Origin of the sequence: Robinsoniella peoriensis (assembly GCF_000797495.1) — a bacterium.
Taxonomy (GTDB): Bacteria; Bacillota; Clostridia; order Lachnospirales; family Lachnospiraceae; genus Robinsoniella; species Robinsoniella peoriensis.
The window spans coordinates 344832-364647 of the sequence record NZ_JTGN01000005.1 but is presented as its reverse complement, the minus strand read 5'-3'; the positions used below and the strand labels follow the sequence as shown (position 1 = coordinate 364647).

Below are 19816 nucleotides of genomic sequence, written 5' to 3'. Positions count from 1 at the left end.
CTGTTTTGTCTGTCTTATTCCTATCCCCTATAGTATTTATATCATCTGTCTGATTTAACTTATTTTTACTTGGATTCCAGCTATACCTGCATGATTCAGCGGTTTTTTTAACTCCTGAATGCCGTATGCTACAATCGTGCCGGATCACTGGTGTCCTTCCAGATAGCCTTCTGCAAACATTAGGACAAGAATAGATCTTTCCTCTGTTATTTGCGTGATTTATTACGGTTTTTTCGTTTCGTTTATCTCTTATGTGTTATGGTTTAAAGGAATAGAAAAAGTTCCCGCCAGCAATGCGGCAGTCTTTACCAGTATGGTTCCGGTCAGCAGTATTGTATTGTCGGCGGTTGTTTTGAAAGAAACTGTTATGGGGAACATATGGTTGGACTGGGGTGTATTATTGGGGGGATTTTGATTTCCTGCCTGCATTTTAACGAAAAACAAGATTCTTCAAATTCATAGGCATAGACGGGTATCTTTTACATATTTCCATCATTTGGAATAAAATTCCTTGACACGGATCATATAATCGGCTATTATTAGTACTAAGTACTATTACTGTTTTATTTGGAAGATAGGAGAATTATAATGAAACGAGTTTTTGGAAAGATTGAAATTGCTTTTGATATATTGTACCTGCTTTCAGCCTTAATAATGGGGATTTTTCTGCTTATGGTATCTGCTTCCAAATTGCATATGCTGGCTGGAATTATGGCTTTGATATTGGTAATTGGAGATTCTTTTCATCTTCTTCCCCGTATCAGGGTTATCATTTCTAAAAATGAAAAAGCCCTGCGAACTGCATTGGGGCGTGGTAAGCAGATTACCTCTGTTTCTATGACTGTATTTTACCTTCTGCTTTGGCAGATAGGACTGCAGATAAGTAATATTTCGGTTTTACCATTCTGGAACTATATAATCTATGTCTTGGCTGTTCTGCGCATAGCACTTTGTTTACTTCCGTGGAACCGTTGGACAGATGCCCAACCTCCGGTGAAGTGGGGAATTTATCGTAACATTCCTTTCTTTGTTATGGGCCTTATGGTGTCTATACTCTTTTTTGTGAATCGAAATGTGATAGCAAGTGTCCATTATATGTGGCTTGCCATTTTATTAAGCTTTTCCTTTTATCTTCCGGTTGTTCTTTTTGCAAACCGTAACCCTAAGATCGGAATGCTGATGCTGCCCAAAACAGGCTGCTACCTCTGGATTATCGGCATGTGCTTATTTCTGTAGGGGATAATAATCTTTCGAATACATAATTATTTATCCCGCTATCGTTCTATTAACAGGGAGAAAAAGGAGGGGTGGATAGGTGGAAAAGGGCTGGTACCCGAAAAACCAAAATTTAAGTAAGGCAGCAGCTGTTCAGAAAGATACTCATTAACACATCACATATATAATAATTGAAAGGAGTTTTGCTATGAATGAACATAAAAATTTGACAAACGAGGTCGGCGCTCCGGTAGCCGATAATGAAGTTTCAATCACCGCCGGTTCAAGAGGACCAGTGATGATGCAGGATGTATGGTTGATGGAGAAAATGGCACATTTTAACCGTGAAGTAATTCCGGAACGCCGCATGCACGCAAAGGGCTGGGGGGCTTATGGGAAATTTACAGTAACCCATGATATTTCCAGGTATACCAAAGCAAAGGTATTACAGCCTGGCGCTGTAACAGAAACTTTTACCCGTTTTTCCACGGTAGCCGGAGAACGTGGAGCGGCAGACTGTGAGCGTGATATACGAGGTGTTGCCACGAAGTTCTACACCGAAGAAGGTAATTGGGATCTGGTTGGGAATAATACCCCCACTTTTTTCATCAGGGATGTTCATAATTTCTCTGACTTGAACCGTGCAGTCAAAAGAGATCCCCGCACAGGGCGCCGCTCTGCACAAAACAACTGGGATTTCTGGACCCTCCTTCCGGAATGCTTCCATCAGATAACGATAGTTATGAGCGATCGCGGAATTCCAGCTTCTTTCCGGAATATGCACTTTTTTGGCGAGCATACATTTTCTCTATACAACGAAAAAAATGAACGTGTATGGTGCAAATTTCATTTTAAAACGCAGCAGGGTATAAAGAATTTTTCAAATGAAGAAGCCGCAAAAGTTAATAGCTTGGACCGGGAATATCACGGGAAAGATTTGTATGATGCCATTGAAGAAGGTGATTTTCCCAAATGGACCATGTATGTCCAGGTTATGACAGAAGAACAGGCTGCAAACCACTATGAAAATCCATTTGATATCACTAAGATCTGGAGACACGCGGAATACCCGCTTATTGAAGTGGGAGAGCTGGAATTAAACCGAAATGCGGATAATTATTTTGCTGAGGTTGAGCAGGCTGCATTTGCCCCTGCGCATGTGGTGCCGGGTATTGGATTTAGTCCGGACCGATTCTTACAAGGAAGACTTTTTGCTTATGGAGATGCACAGCGCTACCGTCTGGGGGTAAACCATAATCATATCCCGGTAAACCGAGCAAAAGTGGAGGTAAATGAATATCATAGGGATGGTGCCATGCGTACAGATGGAAATTATGGCGGAGCTCCTGCTTATACTCCTAACAGTGCCGGGGTTTGGACTGCACAGCCTGAGGTCATGGAACCTGAGCTTTCTCTGGAAGGTGCTATGTACCGTTATGATCCAAAGGACGATCCCACGGATGATTGTTTCCGTGCAGGTGGTGACTTATGGCGGGTTCTGACAGAAGAAAAAAAGCAAATCCTGATACAGAATACTGCAGATGATATTGCAAGCGTTACCCCTAATATTAAGTACCGTCATGCCGTTCACTGCTATCTGGCAGATCCGGAATATGGCGAACGTTTTACTGAGGCTGCAGGTTTATCAATGGACAAGGTCAAAAAGCTTGCAAAATTGGACAATAAAAGCTTGATTCAGGCAACGATTTCACCTATAATGGAGTAAAATATAATTTGTTAGGTGTGTTTTATGAAACAGCAAAGAAATACCAGACAACGTGAACTTGTGTTACAAATTGTCAGATCTCACCATGACCATCCAAGTGCAGATGAAATCTACCTGGAGGCACGGGAAAAGGATGATAAAATCAGCCGTGGAACCGTATACCGCAACCTAAATCTCCTGACTGAATCCGGAGAGATTCTACAAGTTAAAGTGCCAAGTGCAGACCGGTTTGACTGTCGGCTGGATTACCACTATCATATAATCTGTACGAAATGCGGAAATATAACAGATCTGCCGCTTTCTTATAACGAACATCTGGATACTACAGTCCAAGAGCAGACCAGTTATATTGTAATGCGCCACCGCACTGTATTTGATGGCATATGTTGCGACTGTCAGAAGTCAATACTTAATAAGGATTAGAAAACGTAGGCAGGGAAGATTGATTCCCTGCCTATTTCCTATATTTTAAAGGCTGTTTATTACAACAAATATCATATTTCTCAAAAAGCATAGTATATCACACCACATGAGGTCAAACGTATGAAGTTAGAAAAATGTACGCTGTCTTTGGGCGGGGGGCAAGTTACTGAATGATGCTCATTAATGCCTGATAGGCCATTCGGAATGCCTCGGCTCCATCTGTCCTCCCTCTTTGCTGCCCTTCCTGTTCCAGTGATTTCAGGGCATCAAAGTCCGCAAGATGAGGTTCCAGACTGATATATCCGCTGTATCCACACTGATCCAGTTGTTTCAGGATAGAAGAGATATGTCCGTCTCCTTTGCCGGCTGGAACAATTTCCCCGGTAGCCTGTATGGCATCTTTGATATGAAGATACACAATATATGGTTTCAGCATTTCGTAAGCTTCCTGGGTGTCCTGCCCGCATTGTATAAAGTTGGCAAAATCAAAGGTGGCACCGAAATTCGGTCCGTAGAATTGTTTCATCAAATCCAAACAGCGTGAGGCAGTATCGCCGTAGATCCCTTTTTCGTTTTCATGAAGCAATATCAGATTTTTCTTTGCAGCGTAATTCACCAGCAGATCCATGCGTTTCAGGACCTCATACCTATGGGTCTGGGGCGCGCCATCTTTGGGGAGATAGAAGCTGAACATCCGGATATAAGGAGTCTCAAAAATATCAGCCAGTTCTGCTATATGCTGAAATTGTTTAAAGTGTGAAGTGAAATCATCAGTGATATGTATTTTCCCTATGGGTGAGCCGATGGCAGAAACAGCAATACGGTTATGATCCAGTTCTTTCCTGACTTTTAACGCCGCTGCAAGGGTATAATCTGCAATGCCTTTGTAATTGGCACTGCGGAATTCTATAAATTGTATATTTAATTCTCTCAAAAGCTTTATCTGTTTTTTCAGGTCTGTGTCAATTTCGTCAGCGAAACAGGATATCTTTGCATTTTCCAACATATTTGTAATCCTTTCTATTCCAACGTGTTAAATACTATTTGAGTATGTTATATAGTTTTCACTTAGTTATCTAAGAGAAAAATTTCTTTCTGAGTTCGGGCGGATTCATAAGAAGCAAGCATCAGACGGATGGTATCCAGTGTTCCCGGAAGATCCAGGCTAAACTGGCTGTTTTCACAGAGGGATTTATAAAAATCTGCTATACAGCTCACGTGCCCGCTTCCCCAGTAGCTTTTCCCCAGTGCTTCCGCGGAGGAAAGTTTGGGAGTTTCTATGCGCCCATCCCGGTAGTAATAAGTGACCGCGTGGTCTTCAATCCGAATGGTTCTGTCTTCACAGGACAGTTCGATCAGTGGAGGGACATTTTCGCAGTAAGCAGTGGTTGCATAGAAGACAGCACTTGCATCTGGAAAACGGATATATGCCTCCAGTGTATCCTCTACTTCAATCACCCCTTTTAAATGATGATTGTGCATTCCGGCATCTACACTGAGCGGTGTCCCCAGCAGATAAACCAGCAGATCCATTGTGTGGATGGCCTGGTTGATCAGCGCTCCGCCTCCTTCTGTGTCTTGTTTCCCCCTCCAGCCGCTTTCGTTGTAGTAGGATGCATCCCTTTCCCAGGTAACGATTCCTCTTGCACCTATGACATTTCCGGCAGCTTTTGACTCCAGCAGTTTTTTTACCAGGCGGATGCTGGGATTATAACGGTTCTGAAAGCAAAATCCCATATACTTTTCTGTATGGAGAGAGAGCAGTTCATCCAGCTGATCTTTTGAGATTACCGGTGGTTTTTCTGAAAAGACGTGAATTCCGTGCTTAAGTGCATACAGCATCATTGGTACATGTAAATAATGGGGTGTACAGATATGCAGCACATCCGGTTTTTCCTTTGCCAGCATTTCTTCCAGTGAGGAATAGGCATTTCCACCGTAGCGGTTCCGGAAATCCTGTGCCCGCTCCCCGATGATATCAGCAAATGCAGTTAGGGTGATATCGCTTAACCGGGAGATGCTTTCTGCATGGACGTGGGCAATACTGCCGCATCCTACTATAGCCGCTCTCATGGTTTTCCCCCCGAACCGTAAGTTCCTTCTGTATTAAATGTTATTTCCTGCACTTCTTTCATCTTAGAATTCGCGCGCAGCTCATTTAATTTTTCCAGGAACAGATTCTCATCTATTGGAAGTTCCACTGTTTTGCCCAGCCAGCCGGATAGGTACATAGCATTGGAAAGTGTAAGACCGTTTATGCCTTCTTCGCCGTTTGCCACCAGGGGCTCCCCTCTTAAAATGTTTGCGGCAAATGCTCTTAAGACGCCTGTATGCTGCAGATTTTCGCCTTCTGTAACTATTTCGGTCCAGTGTCCGTCTGGAGGCCGGAAGCCTTCCGGGGTAGTAAAGCAGTATTCCCGTTCGCTGCAATCCAGTTCATAAAAGCGTAAAACATTATTTTCACAGACTATTTTGCCTTTTTCAAGGGTGATTTCCAGACGGTTGGTACCAGGGGCATCCCCCGTTGTAGTTACAAATACGCCGGTGGCACCATTTGGGAACTCCATATATGCGGTTACATCATCTTCGACTTCAATATCATGCCATTTTCCCATGTGGCAGAACGCGTGTACCTTTGCAGGCATTCCGCAGATCCATTGCAGAAGGTCCAGGTTGTGGGGACATTGGTTAATCAGAACGCCGCCGCCTTCCCCTGCCCATGTGGCGCGCCAGCCACCGGAATTATAATATGCCTGGGTCCGGTACCAGTCGGTTATAATCCAGTTCACTCTTTTCAATGCACCATATTTTTGGCTGTGCACCATTTCATATATCTTACGGTACACAGGATTGGTGCGCTGGTTAAACATCATGCCGAATACCCGGTCAGTTTTGGCTGCCGCTTCATTCATTTTACGTACCTGCAGCGTGTATACACCCGCCGGCTTTTCACATATGGCATGAAGTCCATGGGCAAATGCGTTTATGACAAAACGCGGATGGTCATAGTGGGGGACAGCGATCAGTACGGCATCACAGCATCCGTCTTCCATCAGGCTGTCTCCATCTGAAAAGATCTGTACATTGTTAGGGAGCTGTTCTTTTGCCCAGCACCTTCTGGATTCCCGTATATCGGCTACTGCGGTTAATTCCAGTTCAGGGATATTTCCCTCACTCAGCGAAACAGCGTGAACGCTGCCCATATTTCCAATTCCGATAATTCCAAGTTTTATTTTATCCATATTCTATTCCTCATTTTATTTTTCACTTCTTACGGAGGTTGGGATGTGTCAGAGTGATAAAATGATTTTCCAGACACGCCCCGGGATGATTGTTTTAACGATAACCTGCAGCAGCAAGATTGTCATAGCTTTTCTGCAGGCAGTCAAAGGGGCCGGTCTGGCAGATATCCTGTTCCACCAGCAGATATTTGCAGTTTGTATGTTCAAGGGTTTGCAGAATCTGAGTGAAGTTTAGGTTTCCTTCCATTACCGGTGCCATGACAGCAGTACCATGATCAACTGCCATATCTTTCAGGTGGACGCAGGGAATACGGTCTTTTAATTTCGTAATCCAGTGGCATACGTCACCGCCTGCAGCCTGGACCCAGTAAGTATCCAGCGTAATGCCCAGTTCATCCGGCGCAAAGGCTTCCAGAAGATATTCCAGGATACGCTTCTGTCCCAGTTTTTCAAATTCAAAGTTGTGGTTATGGTACATAAAGAGTTTTCCGGCAGCAGCAATTTTTTTAGCAGGTTCCAGAAAATCATCGGCAAAATGAGAAATCCAGTCTGTACTGCGGTATTTGTCCGGCATACAGCCCAGCCCGATATAGTTACAGCCCATCAGATTGTGTTCTGCAATCAGTGCATCCGTATCATATAGAATCCGGTCAGCACTATTATGGGTTAAAACGATCTCCAAACCTGCTTCATCACACACTTCCCGTATCCGCTCAGCAGGAATATCCTTGCCGATCGCAGATATCTGCACCGTTGTATAGCCCATGGCTGCTATTTTCTTAATTGTAAATGTAAAATCTTTTTCCGTTTGGATATAATCTCTGACGGTATAAAGCTGTGCTCCTGTTATCATAATAATATCCTTTCTGTCCGGTGTTTTTATTTTTGTTTACCGGAGCTTTGAAGAAACTATAGCCTATTTATAATAAAAATACCATTGCCTGAAGAGTCGATTATATTGCAAATATCGCTCTGATGTTTTATAGTATTTTTATGTTACGGTTGAGGGAGGTTATAAAATGCCAGAAAATGAAAAAGAACAGGACAGCCGTTATCTGGAACTGATCAATGTCGGCTATAGTGATACACAGTATATGACGGATCAGTATGATCTGCATTGTCACAATTATTACGAGATTTTTTACTTTGTAGAAGGAGATGCGGACTACCTGGTGGAAGGACAGCGATATTGCCTTACTTCCCACAGCCTTCTTTTGCTGTCGCCCCATGTATTTCATGGAGTAAAAATTAATTCCGACAGCCATTACCGGAGATATGCGCTTCATTTTCATCCGGATATTATCTCCATTGAACATCGAAGGCTATTATTATCGGTATTTCAAGCTTTTGAGAAAAATCCAAAACAGAAAATATATTTTGAAAATGTAAGACAATTTCAACTGGATGCCTGCCTGCAGGCACTCTGTGAATATGTGAAAAGCCCGTCCGGACTTCAGGAACAGCTAATCCCCATAGGTATGGAAGCCGTTCTTGGCCGTATTGTTGCCATAATCGGTAAAGAAAGCGGAGTTCATGGGCATAATCTGGACAATGACCTGGCAACAAAGATCTTAATTTATCTGAATCGCCATCTTTCAGAGGAAATTACGCTGGATAATCTGGCTGAGAAATTTTTGCTGAGCAAACATTATTTGAACAGAGTTTTCCGCAAGGCAGTTGGGACTACGGTTTTTGATTACCTGGTGCAAAAGCGGGTGATCTTTGCCCAACAGCTGCTGATTAACGGGTGCAGCGCGGCAGATGCGGCCGCCGCCTCAGGATTTGCAGATTATTCCGCTTTTTATCGTGCTTATAAAAGAATCCTTGGACATTCTCCACTTAGGGACAGGGGAGTGCTTCCGCCTGTGAGCGGTATCATTGATCCGCATACTGCAGAAAGTATTATGGTGAAAAAGTAGGAAGCAGTTTAGCTGAGAAGGGGATGCTTTGTAGATGGAGATGGTGCAGGTCAAGATTGGAGTGGGAAACTTGTATGGACTCCGTCAGCTGGCCGCAGAACTGGTATTTTCTAACCTTTCCGAAGCGCTTTTTGGCGGCACGCGGGCATTCACCGGGAAGGTTAGAAAATGCCAGTTCTGCGGTAAGCCTTCCAAACGCCTGCCATGGTCCGCCCCCTTCTCTTTCCGTGCACTACCTCTATCTTCAAAGCGTCCCTTTCTCAGCTAAATCCCTGAGATTTATAGAATAGCAGTTGACAAAATATACAATCTGCTATAAAATGAAAATGATTTTCAAATTCATATTTGAAGAAAAGAGGAAAACACGGTGGGGGAACGCGGTCAGTATCAGACCAAACAAAGGGAGAATATCCTGCAATGTCTGAAAGCGAACCAGGAGAAATTCTATACAGTTGAACAATTTATGGATTATATGCGCAATGAGGGAATGCATGCAGGCCAGACTACTTTATATCGTATGCTGGAGCGGCTGCACCAGGAAGGAATGGTTACTAAAATTCCATCTATGGACGGTTCCCCTGCTCAATATAGGTATATAGGAGATGAAGATAAACAGAATCATGGGAAACTGGTTTGTCTGAAATGTGGACAAACGGTTCCTTTAAAATGTGATTGTATGGAGGATTTTTCCATCCATATTTTAAGAGAACATCATTTTGAACTGGATCAGCAGCACACGACACTCTATGGCTATTGCAGTCATTGCCGCTGAAGCTGAACAATAAATGCAATCTGAAAGGAGGGAGAAATAACGATGATGATGAATCTGCATAATAAAACTCAAGAAGTCTACAAAAAAGCTGCCGCCATTCTTCTGATTGCAGCTGTTTTAAGCGTTCTATTTCTCTCTAATTTTTTTATTGCAGAAAATATCCATCATCAATGTACAGGTGAAAGCTGTCCGGTGTGTGCCGAAATACAGCATGCAGAAAGTCTGATTCATCAGATTGGAAGTGCTATAATTTGTTTTGCTTCCGTAGTTTGTATTGTAGCAGCATTTATCGCTATGATACCGTCATTTTATCAATTCTTTCAGAGAAAAACACTCATATCTTATAAGGTAAGGCTGAACGATTAAATCAGCGGACGCAAGGGAGAATTCTGCCTTTTTGCAGAAAGAAACCTTGTTTTTTTGCGCCCATTTTACCAAATTACCAAAATTATAATTGAATATGGAGGATTTCATCATGAAAAAATCAGTGTACATTATCCTGTCTGCGCTGGCGGTTTCTTTGTGCTGCGCAGGTTGTGGAAAACAAAGCAGTATAGGGGCAGATGAGAACAAAGAAATGGCTAACCAGATAAACAGCAATGCCAGTGGGGAAACCGATGAAAATAATGCCGGAGATAAGTTAAAAGTGATAGCGAGTTTCTATCCCATGTATGATTTTGCTAAAAAAATAGGCGGGGACAAAGTGGAAGTTATTAATATGGTACCGGCAGGCACAGAACCTCATGACTGGGAGCCGGCAGCAACGGATATCAGAGAATTAGAGACCGCAGATGTGTTTGTCTACAACGGTGCCGGTATGGAACATTGGGTAGAAAATATATTGGAATCACTGGATAATCAGAAGCTGACTACCGTAGAAGCGTCGAAAGGATTAAAACTCATGGAAGAAACCCACAGCCATGAGGGGGATGGTAAGACAGACGCTGAGAGTGAAACCGATGATAAAGGCAAAATAAATACCGAGGGTGAAACCGAAGAATACTCTGGCTGCGACCCTCATGTATGGCTTGATCCGATGAATGCTAAATCGGAGATGGAGAACATTAAAAATGCTTTTGTGGCAACAGACCCGGAGAACAAGGATTACTATGAAAAAAATTATGAAACTTATGCAGCGGAATTTATAAAGCTGGATCAGGAGTATAGAGAAGGAATTGCAAAAACAGCAAGCAAAGACCTGATTGCGGCGCATGAAGCTTTTGGGTATCTCTGTAAAGCGTATGGACTGAATCAGATTGGGATCGAAGGTCTTTTGCCGGATTCCGAGCCGGACCCGGCAAGAATGAATGAGATTATTCAGTTTGCAAGGGAAAACAATGTTAAAACAATCTTTTTTGAAGAGCTTGTAAGTCCAAAAGTTGCAAAAACAATTGCAAGCGAAATTGGAGCAAAGACAGAAGTTCTGAATCCGCTGGAAGGATTAAGCGATGAGGAGCTTTCGGCGGGTGCGGACTACTTTTCTGTAATGCGGGACAATCTGAAAACGCTGGAAGAAGCCTTAAAATAGAAGTGTGCTAAATAGTTAAAAATAATAGTAAGGAAGGAACGCTTCATGAACATAGTCAGCATGGATAATATCACTTTTCGGTATGCAGATGTACCGATTCTGAAAAATTTGAGTTTAAAAATCGGGGAAGAGGAGTATGTGCTTCTTACCGGAGAAAATGGAAGTGGAAAAAGTACCCTATTAAAACTTTTACTGGGGGAATTACAGCCCCAGGAAGGGCGTGTGGAAATATTCGAAAAGGAAACAACCCATGTTTTTTCCGGTGGCCGCATAGGTTATGTCCCGCAAAACAGTATTAGCCATAACCAGAGTTTTCCGGCAACGGTGGAAGAAATTATGCTGACAGGTCTTTATCTGCAGATTGGCAGATTTCGTTTGCCGGGCAGAATGCACCGGGATCGTGTACGCAAAACATTGGAGGAACTTGGAATGGAGAGTTTTATGAAGAACCGGATTGGAGAACTGTCCGGAGGGCAGCAGCAAAGAATTATGCTGGCACGGGCGTTAGTGGGTAATCCGGAGCTGTTGGTTCTGGATGAACCCACTGCAGGGATGGATGCGGAATCAGTTAAGAATTTTTACCGGTTGTTAAAGGAACTTAATCTGAGCCGCAAAGTTACGATATTCCTGGTTACCCATGGAAGTACCACAGACTGTATTGGAGCGCATCGGATACTTAAGATGAAAGAGGGGAAAATCAGAGAATGAGTATACTGGAATATAGTTTTATGCAGAGAGCCTTTTTGGCAGGCATTTTGCTGGCGCTGATAACCCCGTGTATTGGGATGACAATTGTGCTTAAAAGAATGTCAATGATCGGGGATGCCCTTTCCCATTCTTCACTTGCAGGAGTGGCAGCAGGCCTGATCTTTGGTATCAATCCGGTTCTGAGTGCGGCAGTGGTATGCGTGGCTGCGGCACTGGGGATTGAGCGGATCCGTAAGAAACTGCCCCGCTATTCGGAGATGGCTATTGCAATTGTTATGTCCGGGGGTATTGGTTTAGCTGGGGTATTGTCCGGGTTTGTAAAAAACAGTGCGAATTTCAGCAGTTTTTTATTTGGCAGCATTGTTGCGATCAGCAGGGAGGAACTTGTACTGGTTACTGTTATCAGTCTGATTGTGCTGATTACGGTTTTGCTACTTTATAAAGAATTATTTTACATAGGGTTTGATGAAAATGCAGCGCGTATTTCCGGTGTACCGGTTCAGAGGATTAATTTTGTGTTTACTGTTTTGACGGCGCTTACCATATCGATAGCATCCCGTACGGTGGGGGCGCTTATCATTTCTTCTATGCTGGTGGTGCCGGCAGCCTGCGGAATGCAGATGGGACGAAGCTATAAAAAAGCCCTTCTGTGGGCCGTAATCGTTGCGGTGTCAACAACAATTGCTGGATTAATACTTTCCTATTATGCCGGTTGGAAACCGGGAGGTACAATCGTACTTTTGGAAGTGGTATGGTTTGTCATTATTGTTTTTCGAAAAGCGCTGATAAAAAAATAGGAAGGAGGAGCATTATGACAACACCTTTATATGTAGTTGCCGGCTTCCTGGATAGCGGCAAAACAACATTCATATCCCAGATGCTTCGCCATTGCAGAAGAAAAGAAATACTGGTTCTGCAATTTGAAGAAGGGGAACAGATATTGTATGCCAAGCAGCACTGCAAGCTTCTTGGCTGGTCGAAAAAAGAACTGGAGCATTCCTTTGAACGTATTGCAGATGAAATCTGCCAGATAATGCAGCATCAGAAGTTTGATGAAATCTGGGTGGAATGGAATGGGATGGAGGCATTTTCAAAATTGGAACGTATTTTTCTGCAGCTTCGGATGGGCGAACTTTTCCATATCGCAAAAGTGATCTATCTGGCAGATGTGCCTGTGGCGGATATGCTGCTTGGGCAGACCGGAGAAGCACCAATTTCTCAGGTGGCAGCCAGTGACCTGACATTTCTTCGCAATGCAGAGACCAGAGAGGACAGAAGCAGGTTTGAACAGAAGATTCACGGTATTTCCAGATCGGAAGTCCATCTGCTTTCTCAACCGGAAATGAAGCAGACGGTTCAGAAAAAAAGAATGGCACCCTATGTTCCGGCGGCTGCCAGCATTGGGGTAATAGGGAGTCTGATACTGGCGGCACCATTTCTGGAACAAAAAGGGCTGCCACTCAACACCATTCTTACTCTTTTTATGGGAGTATTCCTGCAGGGGGTACCGTTTTTATTGCTGGGCGTTCTGCTGTCTTCGGCAATCCAGGTCTTTTTGCCCCAGAGCTGGATGGAGCGTGTATTTCCGAAAAATCCCATACTTGGAATGTTCATTGGGATGGCGGGGGGATTTTTTCTGCCTGTCTGCGACTGCGCTTCTATACCAGTTTTCAAGAGCCTGCTGAAAAAGGGAGTTCCCATACAGGCAGCCATTTGTTTTATGGCCGCAGCGCCGGTGGTCAATCCGGTAGTACTGTTGTCTACTTACTATGCATTTAACCTGGATATTCGGATTGTAATCTACCGGATGGGGTTGGGACTGCTGTGTGCATTTTTAATTGGACTTACTTTTTTTCTGAAAAGACCGCAGCAGATCTTAAAAGAAGGGGCTGAGGATTTTGGCTGCTGCAGCTGCGGATGTTACGAAGAGATCGGAGAACAGAAAGGAATTTCTGGTAAAGTCCAACTGTTTTTCAGACATTCCCAGATGGAGTTTTTTAATGTTGGGAAATATTTGATTATCGGAATCTTCATTTCTTCTGTATTTCAGGTGGCTGATTTGAGTTGGCTGAAAGGGCTGGGGACTATAAGCCTGCCAATTGCGCTTTTGGCTATGATTGCCCTTTCATTTTTGTTATCCTTATGTTCTTCGTCGGATGCAGTGGTTGCCAGAAGTATGTCCGGTACGTTTTCCTTTGTGCCAATGATGGGTTTCCTGGTTTTTGGACCTATGATGGATATTAAGAATCTGCTGATGTTAAATGGGTATTTTAAGAAGTCATTTGTAGTCAGGCTGGCATTAACGACTCTCGTTGTCTGCTTTGGCATTGTTCTGATATTTGGTTTGCTGGGAGGAGGCGGTGTAGTTTTATGAAACGTTACGTGAATTATGAGGCGGTGCTGGAAGGTGCCTGCTACCTGTTGTTCTCCGTTATGATGTTTGCTATGGCTTACAGTAAAAGTTATCTTATTTTTGTTACACCAAGGATGGAGCCTTTTCTGTATTTTACCGGAATTGTCACGATGATCTGGGCGCTGTCTCGTTTCTGGAAGGCAGGCATACCAAAGTATAAGATGAATATGAACAGATGTCTGATTCTGGTGATTCCATTAATGATTATACTACTTCCCCATGGATCATTTACGTCCGCTGCAGCAGTTGGAAGCTATTTAAGTGGTGGATCGGGAAAGTCAGAAAAGATGATAGATGGGGGGAATCCAGAAGACGGGCAGGCTTATGCAGGAGAGTCCGAAACGGATGAGACAGATATGAAAGCCGGGAAATCAGTAACAGATGGGACGAATCCGGAAACGAAAGTTAATACCGAGGCTCAGGATAATACCACACCAACTACGCCAAATAAACAAAAACAACCGGTTCCGGCAGGTCTGGATGAGGCAAACAGAACCATAACAGTTCGTGATGAAGATTTTTATAATTGGCTGCTGCAGCTTAGCTATTATTCGGATAAGTATGATGGATATCAGATAACAATGCATGGGACAGTTTACCGGGATCAGTCTTTTGAAGAAAACGAGTTTGCCGTGACCAGGTTATTAATGAGCTGCTGCATAGCAGACCTTTCTCCCTGCGGACCAATATGCATTTGGGATGATGCGTCAAATCTAGAACAGGATAAATGGGTTTCCGTAACGGGAATTTTCCATTATAATAAAGATAAAGGAATTGAAATCCAGGTAACCGGAATAGAAGATGCGGATAAGGCAGAACAGGATTATGTCTATCCAGTAGTTCGTTAAGAAAAATGTGGCGTAGCACGTCTTAATAAATTTCAGCAAGGAGAAGAATCAAAATGACAAAGATAAATATTATATCAGGATTTTTAGGTGCAGGTAAGACAACGTTGATTCAGAAATTACTTCGGGAAGTATTTCAAAAGGAAAAGGTTCTGTTAATTGAAAATGAGTTTGGAGAAATCGGCATCGATGGAGGTCTGTTAAAAGGAACCGGCATTGAGATCCGGGAAATGAATTCGGGATGTATCTGCTGTTCCCTGAAAGGCGAGTTCCGCAAGGCATTGGAGGAGGTGCTGAAAAAATACAGCCCGGATCGTATTCTTATTGAACCGTCCGGTGTTGGGAAACTATCAGATGTAATCAAGGCAGTTCAGGAGATGAAAGGGAAACAGTCCGTAATATTGGAAAGCAGCCTTACTGTGGCGGATGTAATGAAGTTTGGTCTGTATCAAAAGAATTTCGGGGAATTTTTTAACGACCAGGTCAGGAATGCAGATACAATTTTGCTGAGCCGGACCGATAAAGCAGACAGAGCAAAAATAATAGAGTGCAGAGAGGAAATCCGTAAAGTCAACCCCAAGGCATCCGTAATTACGACGCCTCTGGAAAAGTTAAAGGGGCTGCAGATTTTGGAAGTAATGGAAGGGAAAGCAGAAAACACCGGGGGAAAAAAGAAGGATGTTTTCCATGAGAAAGGCGGTCATGAAAAATCCCTTCATCATCGGAATGCACCTCGGGTATGCAGCTGTGAAAGCCATCATCATTCAGATGAAATATTTAGCAGCTGGAGCAAGGAGACGGCAAAGGTTTTTACAAAACAGGAGTTAGACCAGATACTGAAAAAATTAGATGAGGATACCGTTAACGGCATGGTTTTACGTGCAAAGGGTTCTGTAGAAAGTATAAAAGGAGAGTGGATTTATTTTAATATGGTGCCCGGTGAGTGGGAAATTATAAAAGGCGAACCACAATATACCGGAAAAGTCTGCGTGATCGGGACTTCTTTAGATACAGAAAGGCTGCAGGAATTATTTGTTGACAAATGATATGTTCCGGTATAATATGAAGTTGGCTTCATGAGAAGTCTGCTTCACATTAGAAAGAGGTGTTGTATGAAGACTAAAGTTAAGGAACTGCGAACGAGTATGGGATTAACGCAGCAGCAGCTTGCTGACCTGGTTCATGTTTCGTCAAGAACGATTATTTCTATCGAAAAAGAACAATATAATCCATCTCTAATGCTGGCATACCATATTTCTGAAATATTTGACGTAAGTATTGAGGATTTATGCTGTCTAAAAGAAAACTCGAAAATGGAGGAAAAAGAGAATGAAAGTAAAAAATAAACGTGGTTTAGTTATTGGAATTATGACAGCAATTTTATCTATTGTATGTTTCATTTCCTATTTCGGCTATTATGAAAAGAGACTCATGATATCAGGCGTTTTGCTGGCAGCTTTATCAGCAGTTAACTTTATAAGAGGGTTTTCGAAAAAGGGTGTTTTAGAAGAGTTGGCAGAAAACACGGATGAAAGAGATTTATATCTGGTTATGAAAAGCAGTCATTTAGTCATCAAGGCTATGAATTATGTGATATGCGGTCTAACCTTTACCTTCACACTTTTATATGGAATCTTTAAGTATCAATATTATTTAGTCATAGCCGGGACATTATGTGCAGTGCTTGTTCTAATGTTTCTTATATACCTGGCCGTTAATATTTATCTGGAAAAACACGAATAATCCAAATGCTGAACGAGTCTTCTTTGAAACTTTATCCAGCAGCTGCCCAGTACTGCGGCAGCTGCTATCAGATAGATTATTTAATTTTACTATAGAAAAGATAACTGCCTTTTTCTAAATGATATTCATGTCCGGCAATTACTATATCAGCTGCTACAGGAGTTACTATCTCATAGCGCCATGATGCATCTTCGATTTTCCAGCCGGAGCGGATAATTCCATGCCGCGTTTCCAGTGTTGCTTCCAGCCAGTCAAGCCTCTGATCCGGCATAGGAGCAATTCGAACTTTTTCATAACCAGGATATTCCTCCAGAGGCGTAATGCCTGCAGCTACTCCATATACCCAGTCCGCTACGGAGCCATATGCATAATGGTTATAGGAGTTCATATCTTTACTCCAAAAATCTCCGTTTTCCTTAATTCCATCCCAATGTTCCCAAATAGTAGTAGCACCTTTTGTGATTGGATACAGCCAGGAGGGATAAGTTTCTCTCAGCAGAAGGTCATATGCGAGCTGTGTATAACCATATTCGCTTAAAACATGCAGCAGATACGGTGTTCCCACAAAACCTGTCTGAAGCTGTTTACCACAGCTTTTCACGAGATCTGCAAGCTGGTCTGCAGCAGCCTGGCAGTCAGGTGCCAGTTTAAAATATACCGCAAGTACACATTCGGTCTGTGTATGATACTCAGTATAAGTCTTTTGGAAAGCTGTTAAGATTTTCTTGTAGAGTGTCTCATATTCTGCAACATCTTCTTCTAAAACTTTACCGGCTTTTATTACCAGCGAGGTGGAATATGCATAAAATGCAGATGCAATAAAATCTTCCCTGGAGGATCCTTTATAGCTGCCATCCGGTGCATCCAGCCCCAGCCAGTCTCCGAAATGGATTCCTCCGGTCCAGAGGTATTCATCTTTTGTATGGGTGGTAATATATCCAATCCATTTTTTCATACAATTGAATTGGGATTTTAATATTTCATCGTTGCCGTAAGCTAAGTAGAGTTCCCAGGGACAGATTGTGGCAGCATCTGCCCAGGCAGCACTGCTATCCGGATCATCCAGCAAATTGGGTATTACATGGCCTACCTGCCCATCCTCTTTCTGGTCTGCTGCCATATCGCCCAGCCATTTCGTGAAGAATTTTTCTACGTCGTAATTCAGGCATGCCGTTCTAATAAATACCTGTGCGTCTCCGGTCCAGCCAAGGCGCTCATCTCTCTGGGGACAATCGGTTGGAACATCTACAAAATTACCTTTCTGACCCCATATAATATTATCGAAGAGTTTATTCAGCAATGGATTCGAGCAACGTAAAAATCCGGTTCTTTTCATTTCGGAATGAACAGCCACAGCAGTAAAATTCTCTGGTTTTGCAGCGGACACAGCAACCGGAAATTTATCAATACGAATATAACGGAAGCCAAAGAACGTGAGCTTTGGTTTGTAGATCTGGTGCCCGTCTTTGCAGATATAATGCAATTGTGCCTTGGCGGAACGGTAATTCTCGGTATAGAAATTACCATCCTGATCCATAACTTCGGCATGGGACAGCAAAACTTCTTCACCTGCTTTGGCATCAACTTCAATCTCAATATAACCGGTAACCTCCTGACCGAAATCAACTACGGTCTCTCCGCATGGGGTTGTAAAAATACATGCGGCAGAAACTCTTTCCTGTTCCCGTATCTCTTCACCCTGCTGTGAGATCAGTGTATCAAAAGGTCCGTCAAAAGTACACACTTCTGTCTCATCGGCAGATTGGAAAGAAGCATCATAGGTTTCCCCGTCATAAATTTCTGAAAAACGGACATTGCTTTCGGCAGCAGTCCATGTCTCATTTGTCATAATTGTTTCTTTACTGCCATCTTCGAAGACAATATCTAGCTGTGCCAGAAGTCCTGCAGGATTTTGCTGTAATGCAGACTGCACTTTTGAACTGGCCCATCCTGGCATTCTGCTGCGGTACCAGCCTTTTCCTACGGTGACAAGAAGCAGATTTTCTTCGCCCAGCAGATCCGTTACATCATATACCTGATATTGGAGCCTTTTTTTGTAAGAAGTCCAGCCTGGTGCAAGGATGAACTCACCTACCCGGCTGCCGTTTATCAGAGCCTCATACACCCCCAGAGAGGTGATTGTCAGTGTTGCTTTTTTTACTTTTTCAGTAGTCTGAAATTTCTTTTTAAACATAGGACACACATCGCCCATTTCAAGTGAGGGTTTAATCCATTTTGCCTTCCATTCCATAAAAGTTACCTCCATTTTACGTTAATTTCCTGAGATTGTAAATTTCTTTAAGTATGTATGGTTGTTTCTTGACATTAATGATACCAGAGAATAAAATGGAAAAAAAGACCTGATTTCTACTTAAATAGGGGGTGAATTTATCTTTATGGAGAAAAAAAGTACGATTGATATGAAGCAGATTGCTTTAGGAGATAAAGAAAATCTGGTGATGATGCCTTGCAGCCAGGATGATATGGAAAGCCATGACCATCGTTTTTTTGAACTGGTTTATGTAACCTGCGGCACTTGTATCCATACCTTGAATGATGTAAGCAGCGAGCTTACGCAGGGGGATTATTTTATAGTGGATTATGGGAGCGTCCATTGTTATTCCCAGAGCAGGAATCTGAATCTGATTAACTGTCTGTTCCTTCCGGAAGTTATAGATAACACACTGCATGGGTGCCATTCATTCGATGCACTGATACAGGGGTGTCTCATCCGGTACTATACACCATCACTTATGCAGACTCCGGCTAACTGTATCTTTCATGACGAAGACAAGAGGGTTTTGCAGCTGCTGACCGGTATGTCAGAAGAATACCGGGAAAAAAGACCGGGGTATACGGAGATTTTCCGCTGCAGACTGATCGAGATTCTGATACTTACTCTGCGTGGTATAGTAAAGAGCAGTGTGAGAATCACTAAAAATGAGATTGTTTTAGATGCGATACAATATGTGGACAGGAATTACAGGGAGCACATCACGCTTGGTATGTTCTGTCAGGAGCATCATTTCAGCCTGCAGTATATAAGCAGGAAGTTCAAACAGGAGACCGGAATTACTTTTCGGGAATACCTGCAGAAGATTCGAATAGAGAAAAGCTGTGTGCTGCTTGCCGGAAGCGATTTGCGGATATCTGAAATAGCAAGTGCCGTGGGATATGATGATATTAAGTTTTTTAACAGTATGTTTAAAAAACTTGTTATGATGTCTCCCAGAGAATATAGGAAGCTGATGCCATAACAGGATGCCTTTTTGGGAGCGTCGT

Annotated in this window: 22 protein-coding genes; 17 read left to right on the top strand and 5 right to left on the bottom strand. The window is 42.9% G+C overall.

The genetic code is table 11. The annotated features are described in order from the left end of the window. The first annotated feature begins 178 nt into the window (after positions 1-178). The 4 genes from QR40_RS12460 to QR40_RS12445 all read left to right on the top strand — a co-directional run bounded on the left by QR40_RS12460 (position 179) and on the right by QR40_RS12445 (position 3364). Positions 179-415, top strand: a complete 237-nt coding sequence (locus QR40_RS12460; protein ID WP_081998888.1) for a DMT family transporter — start codon at positions 179-181, stop codon at positions 413-415. A gap of 173 nt (positions 416-588) precedes the next feature. After that, the gene (locus QR40_RS12455) at positions 589-1236 is read left to right on the top strand and encodes a hypothetical protein (protein WP_044295257.1); all 648 of its coding nucleotides are present in this window, start codon (positions 589-591) and stop codon (positions 1234-1236) included. 187 nt (positions 1237-1423) lie between these two features. Next, positions 1424-2941: a catalase gene (locus tag QR40_RS12450; protein WP_044295256.1), complete on the top strand. Its 1518-nt coding sequence runs from the start codon at positions 1424-1426 to the stop codon at positions 2939-2941. Positions 2942-2965: 24 nt separating this feature from the next. Then, on the top strand, positions 2966-3364 hold the full coding sequence (locus QR40_RS12445) for a Fur family transcriptional regulator (protein ID WP_027292699.1): 399 nt from the start codon (positions 2966-2968) through the stop codon (positions 3362-3364). 163 nt (positions 3365-3527) lie between these two features. Here QR40_RS12445 and QR40_RS12440 read toward each other — a convergent pair whose 3' ends face one another. From QR40_RS12440 to QR40_RS12425, 4 genes are all read right to left on the bottom strand, one after another. Beyond that, complete coding sequence (locus tag QR40_RS12440) at positions 3528-4370, bottom strand: sugar phosphate isomerase/epimerase family protein (protein ID WP_044295255.1); 843 nt, start codon at positions 4368-4370, stop codon at positions 3528-3530. Between the two features lie 62 nt (positions 4371-4432). Further along, positions 4433-5437: a Gfo/Idh/MocA family protein gene (locus QR40_RS12435; protein ID WP_044295254.1), complete on the bottom strand. Its 1005-nt coding sequence runs from the start codon at positions 5435-5437 to the stop codon at positions 4433-4435. Next, positions 5434-6606 carry a Gfo/Idh/MocA family protein gene (locus QR40_RS12430; RefSeq protein ID WP_044295253.1) on the bottom strand — a complete coding sequence of 391 codons (1173 nt, stop codon included), beginning with the start codon at positions 6604-6606 and terminating at the stop codon, positions 5434-5436. Before QR40_RS12430 ends, QR40_RS12435 begins: the two co-directional genes overlap by 4 nt. Before the next feature lie 94 nt (positions 6607-6700). Next, complete coding sequence (locus QR40_RS12425; protein ID WP_044295252.1) at positions 6701-7459, bottom strand: sugar phosphate isomerase/epimerase family protein; 759 nt, start codon at positions 7457-7459, stop codon at positions 6701-6703. Between the two features lie 166 nt (positions 7460-7625). Between QR40_RS12425 and QR40_RS12420 the strand changes: the two genes are divergently transcribed. The 12 genes from QR40_RS12420 to QR40_RS12365 all read left to right on the top strand — a co-directional run bounded on the left by QR40_RS12420 (position 7626) and on the right by QR40_RS12365 (position 16534). After that, a complete protein-coding gene (locus QR40_RS12420; RefSeq protein WP_044295250.1) occupies positions 7626-8525 on the top strand; it encodes an AraC family transcriptional regulator in 900 nt (299 codons plus the stop codon). 34 nt (positions 8526-8559) lie between these two features. Next, the gene (locus tag QR40_RS12415; protein WP_044295248.1) at positions 8560-8793 is read left to right on the top strand and encodes a hypothetical protein; all 234 of its coding nucleotides are present in this window, start codon (positions 8560-8562) and stop codon (positions 8791-8793) included. Positions 8794-8892: 99 nt separating this feature from the next. After that, complete coding sequence (locus tag QR40_RS12410; RefSeq protein ID WP_044295246.1) at positions 8893-9297, top strand: Fur family transcriptional regulator; 405 nt, start codon at positions 8893-8895, stop codon at positions 9295-9297. Positions 9298-9339: 42 nt separating this feature from the next. Continuing rightward, positions 9340-9663 (top strand): hypothetical protein, encoded by a 324-nt coding sequence (locus QR40_RS12405; protein ID WP_052377675.1) that lies wholly within the window; start codon positions 9340-9342, stop codon positions 9661-9663. Between the two features lie 109 nt (positions 9664-9772). Further along, positions 9773-10825, top strand: coding sequence for a metal ABC transporter substrate-binding protein (locus QR40_RS12400; protein ID WP_152614207.1), 1053 nt, complete (start codon positions 9773-9775; stop codon positions 10823-10825). Positions 10826-10870: 45 nt separating this feature from the next. After that, positions 10871-11533, top strand: coding sequence for a metal ABC transporter ATP-binding protein (locus tag QR40_RS12395; protein ID WP_044295244.1), 663 nt, complete (start codon positions 10871-10873; stop codon positions 11531-11533). Then, positions 11530-12330, top strand: a complete 801-nt coding sequence (locus tag QR40_RS12390) for a metal ABC transporter permease (RefSeq protein WP_044295242.1) — start codon at positions 11530-11532, stop codon at positions 12328-12330. Before QR40_RS12395 ends, QR40_RS12390 begins: the two co-directional genes overlap by 4 nt. Before the next feature lie 14 nt (positions 12331-12344). Continuing rightward, the gene (locus QR40_RS12385) at positions 12345-13907 is read left to right on the top strand and encodes a permease (RefSeq protein WP_044295240.1); all 1563 of its coding nucleotides are present in this window, start codon (positions 12345-12347) and stop codon (positions 13905-13907) included. Then, entirely contained in the window at positions 13904-14794 is an 891-nt protein-coding gene (locus QR40_RS12380) for a TIGR03943 family putative permease subunit (RefSeq protein ID WP_044295238.1), read from the top strand. Before QR40_RS12385 ends, QR40_RS12380 begins: the two co-directional genes overlap by 4 nt. 53 nt (positions 14795-14847) lie before the next feature. Then, complete coding sequence (locus QR40_RS12375; protein ID WP_044295236.1) at positions 14848-15837, top strand: CobW family GTP-binding protein; 990 nt, start codon at positions 14848-14850, stop codon at positions 15835-15837. A 66-nt stretch (positions 15838-15903) separates the two neighbouring features. Continuing rightward, positions 15904-16137 carry a helix-turn-helix transcriptional regulator gene (locus QR40_RS12370; RefSeq protein WP_027292711.1) on the top strand — a complete coding sequence of 78 codons (234 nt, stop codon included), beginning with the start codon at positions 15904-15906 and terminating at the stop codon, positions 16135-16137. Beyond that, positions 16121-16534, top strand: coding sequence for a hypothetical protein (locus QR40_RS12365; protein WP_027292712.1), 414 nt, complete (start codon positions 16121-16123; stop codon positions 16532-16534). The genes QR40_RS12370 and QR40_RS12365 overlap by 17 nt, the downstream gene beginning before the upstream one ends. 76 nt (positions 16535-16610) lie before the next feature. Here the strand turns inward: QR40_RS12365 and QR40_RS12360 are convergent, their stop codons facing one another. Continuing rightward, positions 16611-18785 carry an alpha-L-rhamnosidase gene (locus tag QR40_RS12360; protein ID WP_044295234.1) on the bottom strand — a complete coding sequence of 725 codons (2175 nt, stop codon included), beginning with the start codon at positions 18783-18785 and terminating at the stop codon, positions 16611-16613. 145 nt (positions 18786-18930) lie between these two features. Between QR40_RS12360 and QR40_RS12355 the strand changes: the two genes are divergently transcribed. Continuing rightward, complete coding sequence (locus QR40_RS12355; protein WP_044288916.1) at positions 18931-19791, top strand: AraC family transcriptional regulator; 861 nt, start codon at positions 18931-18933, stop codon at positions 19789-19791. The last annotated feature ends 25 nt before the right edge of the window (positions 19792-19816 follow it).